The sequence below is a fragment of the Photobacterium kishitanii genome (assembly GCF_000613045.3).
GTDB lineage: Bacteria > Pseudomonadota > Gammaproteobacteria > Enterobacterales > Vibrionaceae > Photobacterium > Photobacterium kishitanii.
In genome coordinates this window covers 1639603-1661466 of record NZ_LN794353.1, presented here as the reverse complement: position 1 = coordinate 1661466, position 21864 = coordinate 1639603, and the positions used below count along the sequence as shown (strand labels likewise).

General features: G+C 36.1%; 21 protein-coding genes. 10 read left to right on the top strand and 11 right to left on the bottom strand.

Annotation, left to right across the window (positions count from 1 at the left end):
* Positions 1-907: 907 nt before the first annotated feature.
* The gene (locus PPBDW_RS22325; protein WP_036789943.1) at positions 908-2122 is read right to left on the bottom strand and encodes a S1 family peptidase; all 1215 of its coding nucleotides are present in this window, start codon (positions 2120-2122) and stop codon (positions 908-910) included.
* Between the two features lie 351 nt (positions 2123-2473).
* Between PPBDW_RS22325 and PPBDW_RS22320 the strand changes: the two genes are divergently transcribed.
* Positions 2474-3046 carry a PhnA domain-containing protein gene (locus PPBDW_RS22320; protein ID WP_036789940.1) on the top strand — a complete coding sequence of 191 codons (573 nt, stop codon included), beginning with the start codon at positions 2474-2476 and terminating at the stop codon, positions 3044-3046.
* A 77-nt stretch (positions 3047-3123) separates the two neighbouring features.
* On the opposite strand, the gene PPBDW_RS22315 is transcribed toward PPBDW_RS22320, so the two are convergent.
* Positions 3124-3558 carry an RDD family protein gene (locus PPBDW_RS22315; RefSeq protein ID WP_036789938.1) on the bottom strand — a complete coding sequence of 145 codons (435 nt, stop codon included), beginning with the start codon at positions 3556-3558 and terminating at the stop codon, positions 3124-3126.
* Positions 3551-4984, bottom strand: a complete 1434-nt coding sequence (locus PPBDW_RS22310; protein ID WP_036789935.1) for a coniferyl aldehyde dehydrogenase — start codon at positions 4982-4984, stop codon at positions 3551-3553. Before PPBDW_RS22310 ends, PPBDW_RS22315 begins: the two co-directional genes overlap by 8 nt.
* 181 nt (positions 4985-5165) lie before the next feature.
* Between PPBDW_RS22310 and PPBDW_RS22305 the strand changes: the two genes are divergently transcribed.
* Positions 5166-5825 carry a glutathione S-transferase gene (locus tag PPBDW_RS22305; protein ID WP_036789933.1) on the top strand — a complete coding sequence of 220 codons (660 nt, stop codon included), beginning with the start codon at positions 5166-5168 and terminating at the stop codon, positions 5823-5825.
* A gap of 130 nt (positions 5826-5955) precedes the next feature.
* Positions 5956-8259 carry a phosphocholine-specific phospholipase C gene (locus tag PPBDW_RS22300; RefSeq protein WP_036789930.1) on the top strand — a complete coding sequence of 768 codons (2304 nt, stop codon included), beginning with the start codon at positions 5956-5958 and terminating at the stop codon, positions 8257-8259.
* A 43-nt stretch (positions 8260-8302) separates the two neighbouring features.
* Here PPBDW_RS22300 and speG read toward each other — a convergent pair whose 3' ends face one another.
* A complete protein-coding gene (gene speG / locus PPBDW_RS22295) occupies positions 8303-8827 on the bottom strand; it encodes a spermidine N1-acetyltransferase (protein WP_036789927.1) in 525 nt (174 codons plus the stop codon).
* A gap of 106 nt (positions 8828-8933) precedes the next feature.
* On the bottom strand, positions 8934-9833 hold the full coding sequence (locus PPBDW_RS22290; protein WP_036789925.1) for a LysR family transcriptional regulator: 900 nt from the start codon (positions 9831-9833) through the stop codon (positions 8934-8936).
* A 130-nt stretch (positions 9834-9963) separates the two neighbouring features.
* Here PPBDW_RS22290 and PPBDW_RS22285 point away from each other — a divergent pair, with 130 nt between their 5' ends.
* Positions 9964-10503, top strand: a complete 540-nt coding sequence (locus PPBDW_RS22285; protein WP_036789924.1) for an NADPH-dependent FMN reductase — start codon at positions 9964-9966, stop codon at positions 10501-10503.
* A gap of 157 nt (positions 10504-10660) precedes the next feature.
* Entirely contained in the window at positions 10661-12043 is a 1383-nt protein-coding gene (locus PPBDW_RS22280) for an endonuclease/exonuclease/phosphatase family protein (RefSeq protein ID WP_036789921.1), read from the top strand.
* Positions 12044-12102: 59 nt separating this feature from the next.
* On the opposite strand, the gene PPBDW_RS22275 is transcribed toward PPBDW_RS22280, so the two are convergent.
* Positions 12103-12432, bottom strand: a complete 330-nt coding sequence (locus PPBDW_RS22275) for a hypothetical protein (protein WP_036789919.1) — start codon at positions 12430-12432, stop codon at positions 12103-12105.
* A gap of 261 nt (positions 12433-12693) precedes the next feature.
* Here PPBDW_RS22275 and PPBDW_RS22270 point away from each other — a divergent pair, with 261 nt between their 5' ends.
* The 3 genes from PPBDW_RS22270 to PPBDW_RS22260 all read left to right on the top strand — a co-directional run bounded on the left by PPBDW_RS22270 (position 12694) and on the right by PPBDW_RS22260 (position 15615).
* Entirely contained in the window at positions 12694-13065 is a 372-nt protein-coding gene (locus tag PPBDW_RS22270; RefSeq protein WP_036789916.1) for a VanZ family protein, read from the top strand.
* 526 nt (positions 13066-13591) lie between these two features.
* Positions 13592-14254 carry a potassium channel family protein gene (locus PPBDW_RS22265; RefSeq protein ID WP_036789913.1) on the top strand — a complete coding sequence of 221 codons (663 nt, stop codon included), beginning with the start codon at positions 13592-13594 and terminating at the stop codon, positions 14252-14254.
* Entirely contained in the window at positions 14251-15615 is a 1365-nt protein-coding gene (locus PPBDW_RS22260; RefSeq protein WP_036789910.1) for a TrkH family potassium uptake protein, read from the top strand. The genes PPBDW_RS22265 and PPBDW_RS22260 overlap by 4 nt, the downstream gene beginning before the upstream one ends.
* A 75-nt stretch (positions 15616-15690) precedes the next feature.
* On the opposite strand, the gene PPBDW_RS22255 is transcribed toward PPBDW_RS22260, so the two are convergent.
* The 5 genes from PPBDW_RS22255 to PPBDW_RS22235 all read right to left on the bottom strand — a co-directional run bounded on the left by PPBDW_RS22255 (position 15691) and on the right by PPBDW_RS22235 (position 19466).
* On the bottom strand, positions 15691-16350 hold the full coding sequence (locus PPBDW_RS22255; protein WP_036789909.1) for a YdcF family protein: 660 nt from the start codon (positions 16348-16350) through the stop codon (positions 15691-15693).
* Between the two features lie 259 nt (positions 16351-16609).
* Positions 16610-17152, bottom strand: coding sequence for a YaeQ family protein (locus PPBDW_RS22250; protein WP_036789906.1), 543 nt, complete (start codon positions 17150-17152; stop codon positions 16610-16612).
* Between the two features lie 98 nt (positions 17153-17250).
* A complete protein-coding gene (locus PPBDW_RS22245; protein ID WP_036789904.1) occupies positions 17251-17538 on the bottom strand; it encodes a GIY-YIG nuclease family protein in 288 nt (95 codons plus the stop codon).
* Positions 17539-17650: 112 nt separating this feature from the next.
* Positions 17651-18310, bottom strand: a complete 660-nt coding sequence (locus PPBDW_RS22240) for a YceH family protein (protein WP_036789902.1) — start codon at positions 18308-18310, stop codon at positions 17651-17653.
* A 181-nt stretch (positions 18311-18491) separates the two neighbouring features.
* Positions 18492-19466 (bottom strand): GGDEF domain-containing response regulator, encoded by a 975-nt coding sequence (locus PPBDW_RS22235; protein ID WP_036789899.1) that lies wholly within the window; start codon positions 19464-19466, stop codon positions 18492-18494.
* A 214-nt stretch (positions 19467-19680) separates the two neighbouring features.
* Here PPBDW_RS22235 and PPBDW_RS22230 point away from each other — a divergent pair, with 214 nt between their 5' ends.
* Complete coding sequence (locus PPBDW_RS22230) at positions 19681-20133, top strand: DUF3069 domain-containing protein (protein ID WP_036789895.1); 453 nt, start codon at positions 19681-19683, stop codon at positions 20131-20133.
* A gap of 399 nt (positions 20134-20532) precedes the next feature.
* The gene (locus PPBDW_RS22225; RefSeq protein WP_036789892.1) at positions 20533-21804 is read left to right on the top strand and encodes a winged helix-turn-helix domain-containing protein; all 1272 of its coding nucleotides are present in this window, start codon (positions 20533-20535) and stop codon (positions 21802-21804) included.
* The last annotated feature ends 60 nt before the right edge of the window (positions 21805-21864 follow it).

Sequence of the window (21864 nt, the reverse complement as noted above, 5' to 3'; positions counted from 1 at the left end):
TGAGAATGACATACAGCGCTCTACTGTAAAGGAATGAAGCCATTACAAATAACAACATCAATAATGGATAGCCGCTAAATATAATTATTTTGGCATCCAAAATAAAAAAATATCATTCATTTCAATACATAGCTCACACTATTTTACTTCTAAATTCGCATATGGAATATCTTCAACTACCGAATAAACCTTATCCCAAAAACAAATGCTGTAGTTGCTATATTTAGAAACATAATATCAACATTTAGATTCCAATAACGGCTTACTCATAATTTAAAATTTTAAATATTAAACTTTATTTGAATGCCGAATGCACAAAATACGCTTTCTGTTTGATCATTGAACTAAATCAATAAATTTATCGTTATTAATAAATTTCAATTAACTATATATTGACTTTACCAGAGGCTGCACCAAATCTAGCTTTAGCGCATTTCCCACAGAGTTATGCACAGCTTCTGTGGATAACGCTGTTTTTGGGGATAAAATAATAAAACATCATATAATTAGTTTAAAATATATTCCAAACTGAGAACAAAAAATATAACACACTGATATTTAATGAAATTAATAAAAACAACGCATTTTCTTAAATCTAATTACAATAAAAATCAACTAATTTATTACTTTATTTCGATACCCAAAAGACTTCAATTGTTAATTAAATGTAACTTATACATTGATTTCTTATACTATTCACAAAATTATCAACGATAACCCACCGCCTTTGATATAAAATAAAAACGAGTTCAATAAATATTTAAAATGTAAAAACATAAAAACAAGCTATTGTTTAATAGATAAAAAAACTGGAAGTCTGATGATAAAACAGACTTCCAGTTTAATATAAAAAAAATCTATTATTAGTGTTGGTTTAATTACATTCTTATTCCTGCATCTATGCTATTTAAATTCTTAAACGTCTAAAAAACACACCACTGCAAAGCAATAATAAGCCAATAAAACTAAAACTACCGCCACTATCGCGATCTTTACCTATATTACAATTGTTCGCTGAAAGACTATCATTACAATCTTCACTGTCAGTATCATCATATTTATCAGCAAGGAAATCAGGTGGCGTAATTGGATTACTTGGCACTTTACTTATGTTATCAGCAATCCAATTAGTATAGGTACCTACACGAGCATAAAAACTTGGTAGTGTCATCGATCCACATTTTAGCTCACTAACAATACCTATTTGAAACCATTTTCCATTATCATCTTGAGCCAAGATTGGCCCCCCACTATCACCAAAACAAGCATCAATACCATAAGGCGTATTGTCTATATAGCCTGAGATCTCAGATGGTAATGCACATAATTTAGTAATATTTGCTGGGTTATCAATTATTAACCCAGGATGCTCATTGGATTCAAGGCGGTTATAGCACAGATCTATAGGAAATAGGCTTAGCATTGCTTGTTGCAAAGTATCAGAAGCTGAGTCACTACTTCCTGACGGATCGGTTACTCCCCAACCGAGTACCTTGAGATTTTTATCATGTATTGTCGAACCTTGAAAATCACTATTATTCCATTGTTGGTTTAATTTTTTTTCAATGTCTATAGCCTGCTCTTGCGTAGGTAAATTAACTTGGCCAACACGACTAAACTTACGATTAACACGGATCAACGCAACATCATTATCTAACACAGTAGTAATAACTTCAGTTGTAACCTGGTTATTACTCTCTGTGGTTGTTTTTATGATTGCCTCAGGACTATAGTCAGGATATACCACTACATGAGTTGCTGAAAATATGTGATTTTCTAATGGTCGACTGTTATCTATTAGTCCAACCGTAATGGTAATATCTGAAGGTGCTATCACTACGGTACTTTCACCACTGCCTGTTACCACACAATGAGCAGCTGTTAATACCCACTGATCATTAATAACCGTTGCACCACAAAAAGGCTTTTCTGCTACTTTATTATTTCGCAGTGACGCCATAAAATTTTCACTAGCAGGAGTATTACTATCAACATCATCGCCACCGACAACATACGGTGAAACAGTATTAGACAACATTGCTACATCTATGGATGCGTATACAGGAGTCATCACACTTACTGTAATCGCTAGCATTAACGTACTATATTTATACAGAAACATCCTTGTTTTCCTTTGCCTGAGTCATCATTGCTGTAGCTTACCCTTCTCATTTATCAGCTGCAGATCGAAACGAATACGCTGCGATAAGACTCGTTTTTTTTATGTAAATGCAAATGCCACCAGCATACAAATTGTTTTATCACGCAGTTTCCATCTCAAAAGTTATCGTAAGTTACGTAACTTAATAGTTAAAAGTGATTATTAACTGATACAACTGAGTTAACAAAATAAAGCCGAATGGATATTAAACAGTCTGTTGTACTATAAATTTCGTGTTCAGGGACTAGTTTACTTTTATTCTGTACAATAGAACGGCATAATATTGGCACAATAAATCAATGGACAATTCCCATGACTATCGAACAAGCATTAAAAACGCGTAGTGAATCAAAATGTGAGCTATGTTCTTCTGAAAACAATCTAGCGGTATACGCTGTTCCTGCTTCTGAAGACAAGAGCGCGGGTTGTTGTGTACTACTTTGTGATACTTGCCGTGGTCAGCTTGAAAATCCAGAAACAACTGACGAAAACCATTGGCGTTGTCTAAACGACACCATGTGGAGTCAAGTTCCTGCTGTTCAAGTTATGGTATATCGCCAACTTAAGCGTCTTTCGACTAAAACTGATTGGGCAATGGATCTCGTTGACATGATGTATGTAGAAGATGACGTTAAAGAATGGGCTGAAAAAGGTCTTGTTGAAGAAGAACAAGCTTCAATCCCTACCCGTGATGCAAACGGTGCTATCCTTCAAGCTGGTGATAGCGTAACTATCATTAAAGATCTACCAGTTAAAGGTTCAAGTATGGTTATCAAGCGTGGTACGCCAGTACGTAACATCAGCTTGACTGATAACCCACTTCACATCCAAGGCCGTGCCGACGGTGTGCAAATGGTGATCATCTCAGCTTACACTAAGAAGTAATTCTGACTGTATTTGAGAATAAAGAAAGCCGCTGTTGAAACGATCAATAGCGGCTTTCTTGTATTTTTAATACTGTTTTATTTATACCGTTTAACGACAATGGTATTGGCTAATTTATCATGCCAACCTTGCTTTCTTTTATCCCAACCAACCCACATTAAACCAAGTCCTAGAGGAATGGTTGACACAAAGTAGCCTAAATAACGTATCACTGATTGTTTCACTGTTGGCTTATAGCCTGTTTTAGCATCAACGATCTGTGCTTTGATCACCATTTTCCCTGGTGTGGCTGATTTATAAATCCAAAATAAAATCACACCTACAAACGGTAATATATAATTAATAATGGCGTCCATAGGTCCAATGATAAACGTATCAGTTTGAGGGTGCATTTCACCGTAGACTAAATACATTAACGGTGCACTAATCAAGGCTAAAATAGCGGTATCAACCAAACTAGCTAACACTCGCTGCCAGAACCCTATATACGTAATTATTATTTCATCATTCATAACGAGATAGCTTTCTATTTATAATAAAGTTAATTAATCGCTTACCTATTTGTCCATAAGGCGCATAAAGGTACTTAGTTGAGCTTAAAGCCGCTTGGTACATCACTGGACGCATTTTTGATAACCGTTCAAAACCATCACGACCATGATAATGCCCCATACCACTGTGCCCGACACCACCAAAAGGCAAATCCTCTTGCGCAACATGTAACATAACATCGTTCAACGCAACCCCACCTGAACGAGTTTGGTTTAATACTTGCTGTTGAACTGCTTTGTCATTACTAAATAAATACAGTGCTAATGGTCGCTCTCTCGCATTAATATAATCTAATGCTTGTTGGAGCGTTTTATAAGTCACGACCGGTAAGATAGGCCCAAAAATTTCTCGCTGCATCACCGTCATCGAGTCTGTTGGCTGACAAACAAGCTGCAATGGAAATTTACGTTGTTTTGAGTCAGGTTCAGAATTAGGGATCAAATTAATCACCTTTGCTCCCTGCTCAACGGCATCTTCAACGGTATCACACAAGCGGGAAAAAGAAGTATCATCAATAATTGAAGTGTAATCAGGATGTTGAATATCACTGAACCGCAGCGCCATTATTGCTTGTGATTGTTTAATAAGCTCACTTTCTAACCCTTCAGGGATCAGTAGATAATCAGGAGCAACACAAGTTTGACCGCTGTTATATACTTTACCACCAAGTATTCTCGTCAAGGCCTTATGCACATCATAATCATCAGCTAGAATAACTGGTGACTTACCGCCAAGCTCTAGTGTAACGGGGACTAAATGAGTTGCCGCAGCCGCCATGACCGCTTTACCTGTGGTAGTCGAACCGGTAAAAATCAAGTGATCAAATGCCAACGTTGAAAAAGCAATCCCCGTTTGTCCCTCTTCAGCAATAATGCAAATTTTCTCATCACTAAATACATCCGCAAATAATTGCTGTAGTAACTGACATAAATGTTGAGAGTTTTCTGACATTTTAACCATCACTCGATTACCCGCAGCCAGTGCAGCGACCATCGGCGCAATAGTCAAAAATAAGGGGTAGTTCCATGGCACAATAATGCCAACAACGCCTAGAGGCTGTGGGATAAGCCTATTTTTAGCTGGTTGAAACCATAAAGAAGTATGTCGACGCTGAGGTTTCATCCATCTTTTAACCTGCTTGATAGCGTCATTAAGAGATTCTAACGAAGTAAATATTTCTAATAATGCCGTCTCACTAGCAGATCGACAGCCAAAATCAGCTGTAATTGCTTGGCAAATCTGTTGTTGATGCTGGGTAATTAATTGTTTTAATATCTTCAAATCAGCAATACGCATCTCAGCGGTTGGCATTGGCTGATACATGAACGCCTGATATTGCTGCTGGCGACGCTGTTCAAGTACATCGCTTATAGATAAATCACTCATAATATCCCTATATAATATTTGTAAACTCTATATCTAATATACCCATAGCTTCACTATTACAAATAGAATTATTATCGTTATATTAAGTAGCAATACAGCGAAGAATGGAGCTAATGTCTTCTTTATTAATATTTGCACTAAACTTAATTATATTAAAGGACAGAATCTTTCGGAGGGATGAATGACACAACCTATACTCTATACGCTACGGCAATGCCCCTATGCCATTCGGGCACGCTTAGGTCTACGCCTTGCTGAACAAAATGTAGAAATACGTGATATTTCACTAAAAAACAAACCAGCAGAAATGCTTGCCATTACTCATAAAGGCACCGTTCCACTATTAGTATTAGGTAACGGTGATTATATTGACGAAAGCTTAACGATCATGATTTGGGCACTGAACCAGCATGATCCACAAAATCTATTATTAGCCGATAGTAGCCATCTGTTTACTGATATGCTCAACCTCATCGCCCGTAATGACTGTAAATACATTGCAGCACTAGAGCATTATAAAGCTGATATTCGCTATCACAATCCCGATGTCGCTATCTATCGAAACTTATGCCAGTCATTCCTTGATGATCTTGAATTACGACTAGAAAAACACAGCTTTTTTATGTGTGATAAACCAAGTCTCGCTGACTATGCTATTTTACCATTTATTCGCCAATTTTCGCATGTTGAAAGACAATGGTTTCGCCATGCTCCCTACCCTAAATTAAAAGTTTGGTTAGAACAGCATTATCAAGATCCTATCTTTTCAAAAGTCATGGAGAAAAAACAGTTATGGCAACCGACACGATTAATAAACAACACTCATCAAGAAATTGTATAGATAACACAAATAATCAACGATATTTTTTATACGTAATAAAAGTAACATGTTAATCAAACAAAGCTGACATACTCATTACGCATACTGCAATTAACTTATTTATTAATAACAGTATGCGTAAGGAATACCAATGATCAGTAACAGTCGTCGTTCATTTATTAAGACAACAGCCATTACCGCCGCAGGTGCCGCTACTATTTCTAGCTCTTCAAATGTATTTGCAAGTATAGAAAAAGCCTTATCCATTCCTGCTAATCGTCACCATGGCAGTATTAAAGATGTTGAACACGTGGTTATTTTGATGCAAGAAAACCGAGCCTTTGACCATTATTTTGGTACTTTGCCTGGCATTCGTGGCTTTGGGGATCGATTTCCATTAAAACAACCTAATGGCTCTTATGTATGGCAACAATTTAATGAAACCCCCGATCCAAAAGTTGGCAATTATGTCAGCGAACTTTTACCTTGGTATTTTAATACCTCAGAAAATATCGGCTATGAGCGCTTTGGTGGCACACCACACTTCTATGATAATGCTCAACAGGCTTATAACCATGGAAAAATGGATCAGTGGCTACCACAAAAAAGTGATCGCACTATGGGTTATTTTTGTGAACAAGAGTTAGCGTTTCAATTTGCATTAGCTAACAACTTTACACTTTGTGATGCATATCATTGTAGTTTACATACTGGCACAAACCCCAATCGTGTCATGTTTTGGACTGGAACTAATGATGCTTATGGTAAACGTGGCGGGCCAGTTTTAACTAATGCCAATGAAGATTTTCATCACGATAAAAATCTTAGTGATAAAGAAAATTATCATTATGACATGGAAGACGCTTTTCGATGGAAAACCTACCCGGAGCGATTAGAAGACGCTGGTGTTTCATGGCGACTATTTCAAAATATCGATAATAATTATACAGATAATCCATTACACGGATTCAAATCCTTCCGCAAACTGCATTATAAAGATCGCCAACATCCACTCTATCAAAAAGGCATTGGTACAGATAATCGTCTATCTATAGAAATATTTGAAGATCAATATAATAGTAATGAAGGTTTACCACAGGTCAGTTGGATTGTGTGTGAAAAAGAGTACTCAGAGCATCCTGGACCGTCATGCCCACTTCAAGGTGCAGCATATACCGCTAAAGTGCTTGATATTCTTACCTCCGACCCTGATGTTTGGTCGAAAACAGTATTTATTATTACCTTTGATGAAAATGATGGCTTATTTGATCATATGCCGCCTCCTTCAGTGCCTCACCGCGATCCTCTGGGTAACCAATATGGTAAAAGCAATATTAAAACAGATGGTGAATATTATTATAACACCGCATATCCAGGAGGAGCAGGCAAAGAGTTTATCCATAATGCTTCTCACGGACTTGGGCCACGCGTACCAACCTACATTATTTCACCCTGGAGTACGGGGGGAAATGTTAACTCTGAACTCTTTGATCATACATCAGTATTACAATTTTTAGAGCAGTTTACTGGGGTTCGAGAAGACAATATTTCACCGTGGCGACGCGAAGTCTGTGGTAATTTAATGTCGTGTTTTGACTTTGAAAAAAAAGATGCAACGGTTGATATTCCCGATGAGGTAGTAACAGATATAAAGACTGCAAATGCTTATCGAGCCGAAGCAGATCAATGGAATGAAGATCATGGTGAACCTAATATTCCTCAATCTAATTTAGTCGGCCTTCCAGCAGTAGATCACTATGTTCGCCCTTCGTGTGATTTACCTTACTCACCGCAAGTTGATATTCAAATAAAATCACAAGCTGTTCAATTTGAATATAAAAATAACGGTAAAAAATCGATTGTTTATCAAACATATAACTACGTACCAAGCAACAATAGTATCATGATTGATGAAAATGATATCGACTTAACGATGCCTCGTAATTATACGGTGATGCGTAAAAACGGAAATCCGCTAAAACCTATCGTATCGGATAAATGGTCTGTGGGTAAAAATACCGATATTGATTTAATGACTTTTGGCCCCAATGGTTTTATTCGCCATATAAAAGCCAATACCAGCGATCATCAAGAATTACCATTGATAGAAATTCGTCACAAAGCACTTCGAGGCCATAAACAGCGTCCACATTTAGCCGTTAAGATTATAAATCCAAGTGATCAAGATACCATCATTGTTGTAAAAGATAACAGTTATGGAAATAAAACCGAAAAGCATCGTATTAAGGCAGGAAAAACAGAGCATATAGAACTGAAGTTAAATAAGCATTGCTGGTATGACGTCACAATCACATTAAAACAACAACCTAATTTTAGCTTACAAGCGGCTGGCCGAGTTGAACAACAACATAGACACAATTACCAAGCCTGCTCAGACCCACAAATGGGTAATCTGAGTAATACTCCTGAACTTGAAGCATTAATCGTTCGTTAAGCAGCTATCACCCTGACAGTATTGCACTGTCAGGGTCATTTTATTATTTATTACGACTAGCGATATATTGATCTTGTAGCATGTACATACGCTTAACGTCTGTGTATTGCCCATTAATGAAGATTTCCTTCACTAAATGGCCTTCTTCAATAAAGCCACACTCTTCATATAAGTGAATCGCTTTTTCGTTTTCTGTTGCTACATGTAAATACACTTTATGTAAATTCAAAATCGTAAATGCATAGTTCAAAGCACGATTAATTAATGCACGTGCATAACCGCAGCCTTGAAAGTCAGGAGCAATAATAATCTGAAATTCAGCACTACGATGAATGCTATTTATTTCTACTAATTCAACTAGCCCAATCGATTCTTTTTCATTGTTTTCTGCAATAAAACGACGCTCAGTGCTGTCATGAATATGCTTACGGTAAAGTTCTTCCAACTCATAGAATGACTCATACGGTTCTTCAAACCAATATGACATAATGGCACGGTTATTATTTAATTGGTGAATAAAACGTAAATCTGTTTGTTCTAAAGCACGAAGGCGAATTTCATTATTCATAGTGGTTATCCATTTCCTAAAAACTATTTTTCTAGAAAATATCACTAAAACATAAAAACAAAAGACTAAAAATGTAAAATTGTACGACAATAGATTCAAAAAACATCTACTTGCTCATTATGAGCTCTAATAAGTCAATAAATCGTCTCACTTTTGCAGATAAATGTTTGCGACTAGGATACACAACGTACACATTTACTAGTGTACTATCAAACTCAGGGAGTAATACCGTTAACTCACCACTTTGCAATTGTGCTTCAATATAAAATGCAGGCACATGACAAATACCTGCTCCATTAACCGTCATCGCAACCATCATCTGCGTATTATTACAGCGTAACTTTTGCTGAACATCAACATTAAAAGTGTTGCCATCAGCATTGCTATATTGCCAACGATTAGACTTCTTCAAATTGCTATAACATAAGCAATGATGATGAATAAGTTCAGATGGATGCTCAGGAGTACCAAATTGTCGCAAATAAGAAGGTGCCGCCACTGTGTATATTTTGCTACTAAAAAGACGTTTACAAATAATACTTGATTCAGTTAATGCGACTGATGCGCGAATAGCAAGATCATAACCATCGGCAACAACATCTACCGTTTTATCATTTAAATCAATATCTAACTGCATATCAGGATACAGGGATAAATAGTCACTAAATGCCTGTTGCAAATATTGAGTCCCTAACCATACCGGGCAGCTTATTTTAAGTATCCCCTTTGGATTTAGGCTATCTTGCGAAATTAGCCCCAACGCCTGCTCAGCATCCGTTATCAAGTGTACGCACTCTTGATAATACACTTCACCTTCAGGAGTAAGCGCTACTGAACGCGTAGTGCGATTAAGCAACCTTACTCCCAAGCGCGTTTCTAATTTATTTATTTCTTTACTAATGTGTGAGTTTGAATGCCCTAGCACCTCAGCTGCTGCACCGAAGCCACCACTTTTAATAACTTGAACAAAAATAATAATACCATCAAATAATTTATTATTGGTCATATGGAAATAGTTAAAACACTTTTGGTTTATTAATTAATCTAGGCTATCAATATACACTGAATCCACACAAACAATGTCTAGTTATCAACCAAACGGTATAACGACACAATAATTATGATAAGGATTAAACATGAAATTACTTACTTTTGCAGCCAGTAGTAGCCGCCAATCAATTAATAAGCACCTTGCAACTTATGCGGCATCATTAGTCGCTAAGGCTGATATTGATGTTTTAGATATTAATGATTTTGAAATGCCGCTTTATAGTATCGACCGCGAAACAGAGTTTGGAATTCCAGTATTAGCACAAGATTTTTTAGATCGTATCGCCCAAGCTGATGCAATCATAATTTCTTTTGCAGAACATAATGGTTCATATACCGCAGCATATAAAAACTTGTTTGATTGGGCATCACGCATTGAACCTAAAGTATATCAAAATAAACCGATGGTATTACTGGCGACATCACCTGGCCCAGGTGGCGCAAATACGGTATTAACAACGGCAGCTAGCTCTGCTCCCTATTTTGCAGGTGAAGTAAAAGCGTCATTATCAATTCCTAGTTTCTACGATAATTTTGACCTTGTTACCAACAAACTCAGTAATACTGAACTAAATAGCGCATTAACAACCATTGTTAATAACTTAACTGAAAATAAACAGTCATAAACAAAAAATAGATCTTAGTTCCAAACTAAATAATAACATGATGCTATAGCAGTATTGGTTACAAAGAAACGCTGTTGAGATCACTATGTAATAATAAACCTATCAGTATAATTCGAGCCAACTAATGATAGTTGTTGCTAATTTACTGAGATTACTTATGAAATTAATTAAAAGTCTTGCTGCTATTGCCATTGCTTCTGCACTATTAAGTGGGTGTAATAGTCATAATACTAATGACATTAAACCCGCTACAAGTGATGTCACTATCGCTACATTTAACCTTTCGTTTGATCGTAGTAGTTTTGAACAACTGGTCGAGGAAATGCAAACCTCACCGACAGAGCAACAAGTATTAATTAACGGTTTTAATAACAATACCCTGACCGATACTGAAAAAGAAAAAGCGCTTAAAATCATTCAAATTCGTAACGTTGCTGCAATCATTCAAACAAAACGTCCGAATGTAATTTTATTAGCTGAGTTTAATAATGACGGCACAGGTGAAAATACAGCCGCACTAACAGGTTTCCAAAATAATTATCTTTCTATCGGTCAAAGTCCAAATAGTATTGATGGTGGTGATACGCTAGAACCAATCAAATACCCGTTCTTTGAGAGCTATGCAACCAATACTGGTTTAATGAGCGGCTTTGATCTTAATAACGATAAAAATGTAAATTCAGGTCCAAACGATGCGTGGGGATTTGGTCTATATCATGGCCAATATGGATTTTCACTGATGTCGCAATATAAGATCGACACGGCCAACACGCGTACATTCCAAACCTTTAAATGGAAAGATCTACCTTCAGCAGAAATGCCAAAAATCACCAATTGTAATGATAAAGACAACAAAATACCTGATGGTATGGCATGTGGTGATGACTGGTACACCCCTACTGAATGGGACAATCTACGTTTATCATCAAAAAACCACGTTGATGCGCCAATCATTATTCCAACCGCTAATGGTGAGCAGACTATTCATATTTTGATGTCACACCCAACGCCACCAGTATTTGATACCGTGACTCAAAAGAATAAGATGCAAAACCGAGACGAAATTCAATTTTGGAATAACTACATCACAAACGGTGACTTTATTTACGATGATAAAGGTGCAACGGGTGGTCTTGCAGAAAATGAAAAGTTTGTGATTGTTGGTGATTTAAATGCCGATCCTTATGCGGGTGACGGTTACCGTCAAACAATTGAAAGCTTATTAAACCATCACCGTGTTAACCAAACAGCGACTGATGGCAAACTGACTCCTAGTAGTTTAGGGGCTGAAACCTGTTTTAGTGATGGCGAATGTCGTCAAGATAACCCTTATCCAAACCGTTTAACCAGTAACTTTGGTTTACAAGTCGACCATGCGATTCCATCTAATAATCTCAATATCACTACTTCTGGCGTGTATTGGCCAGCACATGATGAGCAAGGTCGATTACTTGTTAACGATGTTCGTATTGGCAAAAAAGGCTCTGGAAAAGACGTATCTTCAGATCACCGCATGGTATGGATAAAAGCTTCATTATAAATCAACCTCATTATCGTTAATAAATAAGGCACTTAGTTATTACAACCAAGTGCCTTTTTTTAAAAAAGACTTGGCTGTGAATGATAATCAGAACCTAATGCTTCAATCGAGGCCACACCATCAAAATGTACAATCCACGCCATATTGCTACGCGGAAACTCTTTTGCTATCGACTTTTTTAGCTGCTTAAGCAAGCTGGTACTATCAAGAATCAGTGTTTTATTATCGAAACCAAATTGATTAAATACAAAATGATCGACATCTTGTTTTAGCACCACAATACCGCGATCTTTTTTAAATGTTCTCGCCTCTATCGCCTCACCTGCAACCATAACAGGTAGCGCACGTTGAAATGTATGAAACAATTGTGATATATGAACTTTAGCCATGGGTTATCCAGCTTTATTAATAATATAAAAGCAACCATCATCATAGAATGTAGCCATTGCCATATTCTATTCAATTATAATTAACACCTGTGTAAGTAAGCGTAACCCCCATTGCCCTAGCTGTATTTAACATCAATACACTACTATCGTCGTTGTTATCAAAGATTAGCAACGGTATAATTTATAAAATAATTTATAAAATAATTTATAAAATAATTTATAAAATAATTTATAAAATAATTTATAACGAGACTTGCTACCATGTCGCGAATAAACCACCTTTTTCATTCTTATTGGAAATTAATTAGCCTACTTATACTAACTTTAATTACCGTCTTATCGTTAACGCCTCAAGCTGAGTTACCAATAGTTGCCGGAACAGACAAAACCCATCACTTTATAGCTTATGCTGCATTAATGTTTGCCGTAGGTTTTGTTAAACCCAAACATTGGCAATGGATAGCTGTCTTTTTCTTTTGTTGGAGCGGCGCAATTGAATTAATTCAACCTTACGTAAACCGCTTTGGTGAGTGGCTGGATCTTGCTGCGAATACTGGCGGATTAATAAGTGGCTTTATTATTGCTAGAATTATGGCTTATTTTTGTCGCAAACATCTTTATTCAACAAGCTAATGATAATCATTTATTTTTATTCCCTGACCGATTGTTGACAAAATAATGGTTATTTAGGTTTATTTTGTCTATACCTGAAGAGCACCTTTAATTGAGCTTATTTTTAGTTCATCGAAACAATAGATCAACATAAGATTGGCTGATAATTCGACATATAATGAGTAAATAACATAATTAGAGCTAAATATAAGATTACTTTTTTCAATAACAAAATTGATAACAATATACAAAATAAACATAAAAACATTTCCAATCAAATAGTTACATTTAACTCATCATCTTACTGTAGTAAACCATGAACAAAAACTAGAATTCATTAACTTGAATTACATAAAAAATGCGAGCAATATCCGAAAATTATACCTAACCGGAATTTGATATTGCTATGTCTATCGTCATAACAAGAAATGACATGACGAGAAGGATACTCAGATAGCATGGTGATAGCTAATTTGTTAAATTAATGTTTTTACAATCAACAACAAAACAGATAAAGCATTACACTAAAGTAATGTGGGGAAAAAGAATGAATCCTGAAGATAAACAGTTTGCTGTTATTGGCCTCGGCCGATTTGGTATGTCGCTATGTGAAGAACTTAGTGAACGCGGAGCGCAAGTATTAGCTATAGACGTTAATGAAACATGTGTTCGCCAAGCTGCGGATATAGCAACACAAGCTGTCGTCGCTGATTGTTCAAACGAAGCTACAATTGCTGAACTGAAACTTGATGATTATGATTTAGTGATGGTTGCAATTGGTGATGATATTAATGCTAATATTTTAACAACACTTTTATTAAAAGATGCAGGCGTAAAAACCGTTTGGGTCAAAGCCAAAGATACTCCACATTGTAAAATCCTTTCAAAAATTGGCGCTGATAAAATCATAAGACCAGAGCGCGATATGGGTATTCGTATCGCTCGTAACATGTTAGACAAACGTGTTTTCGAATTCTCAGAACTTGGCAGTGGTATTTCATTAGCTGAAGTTGTAGTGACTGCGCGGAATATGGGTAAACCTATCTCGCAACACCCATGTGCAAGTAGCGATGAAACACAAGTGTTAGCACTTAAACGTGGTCCAGAAGTACGTAAAGCACCTGATATGACTATGGAAATGCAAGTTGGTGATATCCTTATTATTACTGGTCCTGAAGACGTACTATCAGAAACATTAAGAAAGTTATGAGTTTTATCCCAAATCGGGCGATGTATGTCCCTATAAAAACAGAAAAGCGTAAACGTTGGTCTGAGCCAAAAATCATTATTTTTAGTTTTTTGGCTATACTGATCCCTGGCGCTATTTTATTAACGCTACCAGTCTTTTCTGTTTCTGGCTTAAGTTTTGTTGATGCACTTTTTACTGCAACATCCGCCATTAGCGTTACAGGACTTGGGGTTGTAGATACAGGCACTCACTTTTCCACCAGTGGTAAAGTGCTATTAATGATCTTAATGCAGATCGGTGGTCTTGGACAAATGACCCTATCTGCTGTTTTGTTATATATGTTTGGCTTACGCGTTAGTCTACGTCAACAATCGCTAACAAAAGAGCAACTCGGGCAAGAGAAATTCATCAATATCCGTCTACTGGTTAAGCACATTATTATTTTTGTGATTATATGTGAACTAATCGGAACCTTTTTTCTATCATTACGCTGGGTGCCGATGATGGGATGGGATAAAGGCTTGTTTACTGCTGTTTTTCATTCAATATCAGCCTTTAATAACGCCGGATTCTCGCTATTTTCTGATAATTTAACTCAATATGTCGATGACCCATTAGTGATCATTACCATTGCCATGTTATTTATCTTAGGTGGTTTAGGCTTTACTGTTATTTCAGATTTACAGCGTAACGCACATCGTGGCTTTCACTTTTTGTCACTACATTCAAAAATAATGATTATTGCAACACCAATATTATTATTAGTAGGTACAGTGATGATTTGGTTACTTGAGCACGATAATATGCAAACGCTGGGAAGCTTAAATACTTCCGGTCAATGGCTTGCTGCATTTTTCCAATCAGCAACAGTACGTACTGCTGGATTCAATAGCGTCAACATTGGTGCTTTCACTGAGCCAGGGTTGTTAGTTCTAATGCTATTAATGCTTATTGGTGCGGGCTCAACCTCAACCGGTGGTGGTATTAAGGTATCGACCTTTGTTGTCGCTATTTTAGCTACGTGGTCATTCTTAAAACAGCGTGATCGCGTCGTACTTTTTAAGCGTACTATTTCAAACCAAACTGTGACTAAATCATTAGCGATTATCGTAGTTAGTGGCATTGTATTATTGATCGCAATGTTTGCTTTAATGCTAACGGAAAAAGCGCCGTTTTATGAAGTGATGTTTGAGACTATTTCAGCCTTTGCAACCGTTGGTGTTACAGCGGGCTTAAGTGCGACTCTATCAGAACCAGGTAAATACATCATCATTGTCGTGATGATCATTGGTCGTCTCGGACCGTTAACATTAGCGTATATGTTAGCTCGTCCAAAGCCAACGCTACTGGTTTATCCTGAAGATAATGTTGCCGCTGGTTAATAGCCATATAAATTATGACCAATAAAAAAGGCGTGTTTCTTATATTAAGAAACACGCCTTTTTATTATATCAAGATCAATATCTTGGAAGATCTGCCGATAAATGATCATCAAACCCTGCTGCGACTAAATATTGATATGCTTGCCACACTTGTTGCGGAATTATTTGTTCAGTTGCAAAGCCTAACGCCGGATAATAACGAATACGTTGTAGATCCCCTACCATGACATTCACAACATCACCGTAACTAATAACATCATTAGCAAATTCATCAAACATTAACGGTGGTGAAGTCACTAATGCGGATTTATTGGGCCATTGCTTTTCAAATGTTGCGAGTGTCCGACGTTCCATAAAGGGTTTTTGAACCAAAATGAATCGCTGTGGATCAAGCTTTTTAGCGTGTAGTAGCTCGCGAGTTTTTATTATATTATCCCCAGTATTGGTTGCCAGAGGCTCAATATAAATACAATCATTTGGTACCCCCATTTCACGTGCAATATTCGCAAAATGCTCGGCTTCTGAACATGGAAATAACCCCTGCGTGATTTCGCCCACATTGCCAGAAAAAACAATATAAGGCGCATAGCCTTGTAAAAAAAGTTGGGCAGCATACTCTGCTACTCGAACGTCATTACTGCCAAGCACAAACAAACAATCACTTTTAACTAATGGTTGATGCAATAAATGATAATCCCAAACAATTTTAGCTGAACGATAAATTCCCGATGGCATAAACAGTCCTTTTGTTATCTAAACTTGTTATTTTAATAATTATGGCGATAAATTGCACATTGCTAATATTCAAAATATCATTCTCATAATAAGTACTATTTTGATTCGTTAATCAGAACTACAGTCACGCTATCATGAGATGACTTAATATACTATCAATGAACAATGACGATCCTAATTTTACAAAAACCACTTAAAAATAAGCAAAAAAATGGAACAAGTCTGCACTTATTCCACTATAAATTATCTGTTGTATTCGTTACCGTTGCCACCATTCAGGCACAACCGCAATACTCGTACCATGTTGATCGCTTAGCCATGCTTGTTCGCTTTCAATCGTTAACTGTAGCTGCATTGAACGTTCAACTAACTGCTCTAAACTTTTTAATGCTTCATCACGAATAAAGACTACAGATACATTCTTTAAGGCACTGATCTTAGCTTTATTCGCTTGCCACCATACAGGAGCTGCATGATCACCATAGGCATAAACAATCACTTTCTTCGCACGATGCGATGCTTTACGAATACGTTTCTCATCAGGCAAACCTAACTCAACCCATAATTCAATTTCATCTACTAAGTTTTTAGTCCATAAGTCGGGTTCTTCTGCAGAGCTTACTCCTTTCGTAAATTGTAAGTCTGTATCTGCATTTAATCCCCAAGCAAGCACACGCAGCATAAAGCGCTGTAATGTTTCTGATGGATGACAAGCAACTGTATGCTGACCATCAAGATAAACATGGCGATCCATGTCTGCTACGTTAATGTTTACTTTATATATAGTGGCACTGATCGCCATGGGAAACCCTTTATGATTATAACTATTTCTAAATAACAGTGTCCGCAACTAATACATCACATATATAACTCGCGTACACAAAAAATACTGCTATCGTTTTAATCAGAAAACAACGAATATAAGGAGATATCTTGCTGAATAAGATCTTCTTTTTGTGTTTTTGTTAAACGTTTTTTAATTCGATATTCAAACTGCATTGCATCACGTTTAGACTTCACCTGCTGTGACCACATTAATGTTAAAGGTCCCTTACCTTTTAGGTACTTAGCCCCTTTTTTACTATGTTGATGTTCTTCAAAACGACGGCAAACATCAGTGGTAACACCACAATAAAGAGCCCCTTTACGAGTACGTATAAGATAAACAAACCAAGGTGCGGTAGACATAATAACAAGCCATAAAACAAACAGGCTCAACACATAATGTTGAGCCTACATAAGCAATAAAACTGTAAGAATACAGGCTGAGTAATCTACCAGTATTCCAAAATAATAGAAACTATTCTGTCAATGATTCTAACATTGCTTGCAATTCAATAACTTGCTGCTTTAATTGTTCAATATCTTGCTCTAATGTAATAATTCGCTCTTCGTTAATAGTGCTACTTGCTGCCGTAGACTTCATCGGCGTGTAATTATCGATATCAATCTCACCACTGAGTAAATGCATATAACGACAATCACGTTTACCCGACTCTTTAGGTAATTTAACAACATAAGGTCCCTTGGCAGTTGATGCTAATTGCTCAAGTACCGCTTCAGCCTCTTGCGTATCAGAAAAATCACATAAACGATTAGTACGAGTACGAATTTCACCCGCACTCTGTGGCCCTCGTAATAACAATACAATAATCGCAGCGAGCTCTTGTTTAGTAAATTGCAATGAACCAAACTCAGTATTGCAAAAACGATGCTGAAACTTAGATACACGACTGCCAAAACTTGATACGTCGCTCACCATACGCTTTTCTTTAAGCTCTTCAAGAGTATCAAGTACCGTTGCTTCATCAAGCGCCATTACGGGTTCACGGCTTGATTTTTGATTACATGCTGTCGTCAACGCATTAAGCGTTAAAGGGTATTGATCTGGAGTAGTAATTTCTTTCTCAAGTAAGCAACCAATAACTCGAGCCTGTTGTTCTGTTAATTGCATATCCATGATCATCCTATTCATATTACCTAATGGCTTTCTCGTAAACGTAATATCTCGACACTTATCACTCAAAAAGCCATTGTTATAATATAGTGTCAAAATACTCTAAGAAGACTAGCACATTTATCTTTACCAGCAAGTAGTTAGGTCATAAAATGCATGAATTTTGACCGTGGACAAGTAAAAGTTAGTTTTCATTATGGCTGACTAAAGAATATGGATATTCTGATGTCACAAATTGATCACGGCCATTTTCTTTCGCTTGATATAATAAAGTATCAACCGCTTGGTATAAATTCTCAACTAACTCCAATCCCGTCGGCACCCATGAAATAGCACCTTGACTCACCGTTAATTGATCACTAATTAATGAATTTTCATGTGGTATAGCTAATCGTTGTATCGAATCCTTTAGCCGCTGGCATTCTTTAACCGCTTGTTTCTCATCACAATTGCAAATTAACACAATAAATTCTTCGCCACCATAGCGACCACAAACTTCACCGGCTCGATTAAATGTTTTTTTCAAATTAGAGGACAATAATTTAAGGCAATTATCCCCTTCTATATGCCCTTGGAAGTCATTAAATAATTTAAAAAAATCCACATCCAGTAAGATAATCGTTAACGGTAAACTATTTCGTCCATGTAATGCGATAAACTCTTTTAACTTTTGATCAAGATATCGACGATTAGCAAGCTTAGTCAATGGATCTTCATTTACCTGTTCTAACAATAATTTATTTACCTTTTGCAATTGCACCGTAGTATGTTCTAACCGTTGCCGCATAACTGCAATACGGCTCATTGCCTGCATTTTTGCTGCTAAAATAATCGGATTTACTGGCTTAACTAAATAATCATCCCCACCAACATCGATCGCCTTAGCAATAACATGGGGCTCATTAAGACCACTTAAAAAGATAATAGGTACCCATTCGGGGTACTGAAGACGAATGGTATGAACTAATTCAATACCATTTTGCTCTGGCATCTCAATATCAATTAATAACAAATCAGGCTGAAATTCTGAATAACATTTCAAGAGTTCAGCTCCTGATGAAACCGACTTAACATGATGACCAAGGTTTGTTAAACATGCCGTTAAGTATAACCTCTCACTAGCGATATCATCGGCCATTAAAATCCGCATCACTCCCATATTAAATCCTTCACGATAGCAAGCATATAATATAAAACAAATTGCATTATTCGTGCCATATATGCCTATTTTTAAAAAAGTCCTTTAACAACGTGATTACACCATGACTATCCACTAAAATAAATTTTATTATGTCTTTTATAATCATATATTGACATTTATCAGTAGGAATATAGGATTCCTCCTCTCAAAACACAATGCGTTAGGAAAAACTATGTCTGAAATTAATAACAACGAAGAGCAAATCATCGAAGAAACAGTATTCACATTAGATGACTGTTCTCCAGAACTTCGCCAAGTAGTAAAATTTGAGGAAGTACCAGCAGAGTTGATTGATATGCTTGTAAACGTTTATAAGGTATCAGAGCCTACATCACGTGAAGCATGGAACGCATTACCAGCAAGCGCACAAAATGTTTTGGATAATTTTGAGCAATTTCACTCTCTAGTTGCATTAAGCCAAAGCTATTCTGGCGTTGACTTTCTTGGTGAAATGCAAGATACCAAATTCCCAGAAGACATGAGCGCCGATGAGCAAGCTGAGTATAAAGCATCAATGCTTGATAAAGTACTGGTTAATTGCGTCAAAGACATGTGTAAACAATTGAAAAAAGCCCGTCGTAACCCACCAATGAAGCGTGAGTTCACTGAAATTTTTCAAAAGTAATATTTATTGCAATCATAATTAATATTTAAAGAAAGAGTATTTATACTCTTTCTTTAATTGATAATTTATATTCATGGTTTTTATAAGTATATAATTAATCTCTTTGAATGTAAAAATTACGTCAAATAACATCATTATATTGATAAAAAATAGTATCTAATAATATAAAATTGCTTATTTAGCATATTCCTGTTTATTGTTGATTTATACTATTCTTATTAATCGCTTATCTTTTATTTACCACATTAATAATCACCTAGCCTGTTGTATTTTATGTCAATAATTAATATTATAAATATAAATACAACTATCAGGTGTAACTTTTAACACCTATAAGTCATTTTATAACTCTTTCATGATAGAATTGACGGACTAGCTAATAATATTCAAGGTTTATAAATGGTAAATATTGAGCAAATAAGATTTCGGACAAAAGTATGCTTCATAGCAAGTCAAGGAGTACTTAAAACATCCGAATCTACGCTCAAGCTAAATTTGTCCGAACAGTATATTCTTAGCTATCTTATTGAGAATCACAGTACTCCAGTAACTAAAGATGATCTACTTAAAGTGGGTTGGCCTGATCGTATCGTTACTGAAGCCTCATTATTTCAAGTTATTCGTGCGTTACGGGTAAAACTTAATGAGAAAAATAAAGGTGATGTTATCGAAACCTTGCCTAGAGTTGGTTATCAAATTCGCGAATTTACTCGTGAAGAAGTCGATCTAAGCGAACAAAAGTCAAACAGTACTATTAGTAAGATTAACAAAAAAACCATTATTTCTGCTGCTATCCTTGCCACAACACTATTTGGTAGTTGTGTATGGTATATGTCGCCTTCTCAAACAGAACCTACTCATTTTCTAATTGAACATGAAAATATCGGCACTAATAATATTACGTTCATCACCAAAAATTTAGAGCAACAAGTTGATTTAAGGAACAAAACAAAAGCTCTCTTTTCACAACAAATAAATAAATATGGCAAAATCACGGCTACAAATAAAAAGATATTTTTTTATAAAGCGGATGACTTTTACTCTATCGCTTGGTGTCAAGTAACACCGGAAACAAACCAATGTAAACCAATGACTGATTTCAGTTATAAAATTTCCGCCAATAAATGGAATAGCTTCACTCATCTTATTATCGATAATAAAAAACTCTTTCATGAAAATGTTAGTATTACATCAGAATCATTATATGAGCCTTTATCTGTCGTTTACCGCTCATATATAGGTAAGTACGGTATAATATCTAAGGTATCAAATTTTTATATTTCACCAACTGATCAAAGCAATGTTTTTGATTATTCGAAAGTCAGCTTTATTGCTGATAAAAAAACAGGTCGTTACCAAGCTCTCTCGCTGTCAGCAGAATCATTAAAAATAACCAAAAAAGATTCTCAATTCATTGCGACTCTAAAAATAACACCTGAAGTTTTTCATTGGGCTTATCAAAACAATGCTAATTTAAGTGAAAATAAAGCAGTTATTTTCTCAGATGACGATAATAAATCAAACTCATATAAAAATAATGCTATTCGCTATGATTATATAATTGCAGCTCAGAAGCGCTTACAACTGATCTTAGATGAAAATTCGGGCCTCTATTGGCTACACAGCAGTAAAAACAATCCATTAACATTACTACCAACAGAACACTATTAAGTAAGTGTAATCCCTGCGGAATGCTATCGACGAAACTTATGAGATAATCCAATTCCAACA

Excerpts from the sequence above, each read along its gene's own strand:
- PPBDW_RS22325 (WP_036789943.1), bottom strand. The coding sequence starts at position 2,122 with ATGTTTCTGTATAAATATAGTACGTTAATGCTAGCGATTACAGTAAGT.
- PPBDW_RS22320 (WP_036789940.1), top strand. The coding sequence starts at position 2,474 with ATGACTATCGAACAAGCATTAAAAACGCGTAGTGAATCAAAATGTGAG.
- PPBDW_RS22315 (WP_036789938.1), bottom strand. The coding sequence starts at position 3,558 with ATGAATGATGAAATAATAATTACGTATATAGGGTTCTGGCAGCGAGTG.
- PPBDW_RS22310 (WP_036789935.1), bottom strand. The coding sequence starts at position 4,984 with ATGAGTGATTTATCTATAAGCGATGTACTTGAACAGCGTCGCCAGCAG.
- PPBDW_RS22305 (WP_036789933.1), top strand. The coding sequence starts at position 5,166 with ATGACACAACCTATACTCTATACGCTACGGCAATGCCCCTATGCCATT.
- PPBDW_RS22300 (WP_036789930.1), top strand. The coding sequence starts at position 5,956 with ATGATCAGTAACAGTCGTCGTTCATTTATTAAGACAACAGCCATTACC.
- speG (WP_036789927.1), bottom strand. The coding sequence starts at position 8,827 with ATGAATAATGAAATTCGCCTTCGTGCTTTAGAACAAACAGATTTACGT.
- PPBDW_RS22290 (WP_036789925.1), bottom strand. The coding sequence starts at position 9,833 with ATGACCAATAATAAATTATTTGATGGTATTATTATTTTTGTTCAAGTT.
- PPBDW_RS22285 (WP_036789924.1), top strand. The coding sequence starts at position 9,964 with ATGAAATTACTTACTTTTGCAGCCAGTAGTAGCCGCCAATCAATTAAT.
- PPBDW_RS22280 (WP_036789921.1), top strand. The coding sequence starts at position 10,661 with ATGAAATTAATTAAAAGTCTTGCTGCTATTGCCATTGCTTCTGCACTA.
- PPBDW_RS22275 (WP_036789919.1), bottom strand. The coding sequence starts at position 12,432 with ATGGCTAAAGTTCATATATCACAATTGTTTCATACATTTCAACGTGCG.
- PPBDW_RS22270 (WP_036789916.1), top strand. The coding sequence starts at position 12,694 with ATGTCGCGAATAAACCACCTTTTTCATTCTTATTGGAAATTAATTAGC.
- PPBDW_RS22265 (WP_036789913.1), top strand. The coding sequence starts at position 13,592 with ATGAATCCTGAAGATAAACAGTTTGCTGTTATTGGCCTCGGCCGATTT.
- PPBDW_RS22260 (WP_036789910.1), top strand. The coding sequence starts at position 14,251 with ATGAGTTTTATCCCAAATCGGGCGATGTATGTCCCTATAAAAACAGAA.
- PPBDW_RS22255 (WP_036789909.1), bottom strand. The coding sequence starts at position 16,350 with ATGCCATCGGGAATTTATCGTTCAGCTAAAATTGTTTGGGATTATCAT.
- PPBDW_RS22250 (WP_036789906.1), bottom strand. The coding sequence starts at position 17,152 with ATGGCGATCAGTGCCACTATATATAAAGTAAACATTAACGTAGCAGAC.
- PPBDW_RS22245 (WP_036789904.1), bottom strand. The coding sequence starts at position 17,538 with ATGTCTACCGCACCTTGGTTTGTTTATCTTATACGTACTCGTAAAGGG.
- PPBDW_RS22240 (WP_036789902.1), bottom strand. The coding sequence starts at position 18,310 with ATGGATATGCAATTAACAGAACAACAGGCTCGAGTTATTGGTTGCTTA.
- PPBDW_RS22235 (WP_036789899.1), bottom strand. The coding sequence starts at position 19,466 with ATGGGAGTGATGCGGATTTTAATGGCCGATGATATCGCTAGTGAGAGG.
- PPBDW_RS22230 (WP_036789895.1), top strand. The coding sequence starts at position 19,681 with ATGTCTGAAATTAATAACAACGAAGAGCAAATCATCGAAGAAACAGTA.
- PPBDW_RS22225 (WP_036789892.1), top strand. The coding sequence starts at position 20,533 with ATGGTAAATATTGAGCAAATAAGATTTCGGACAAAAGTATGCTTCATA.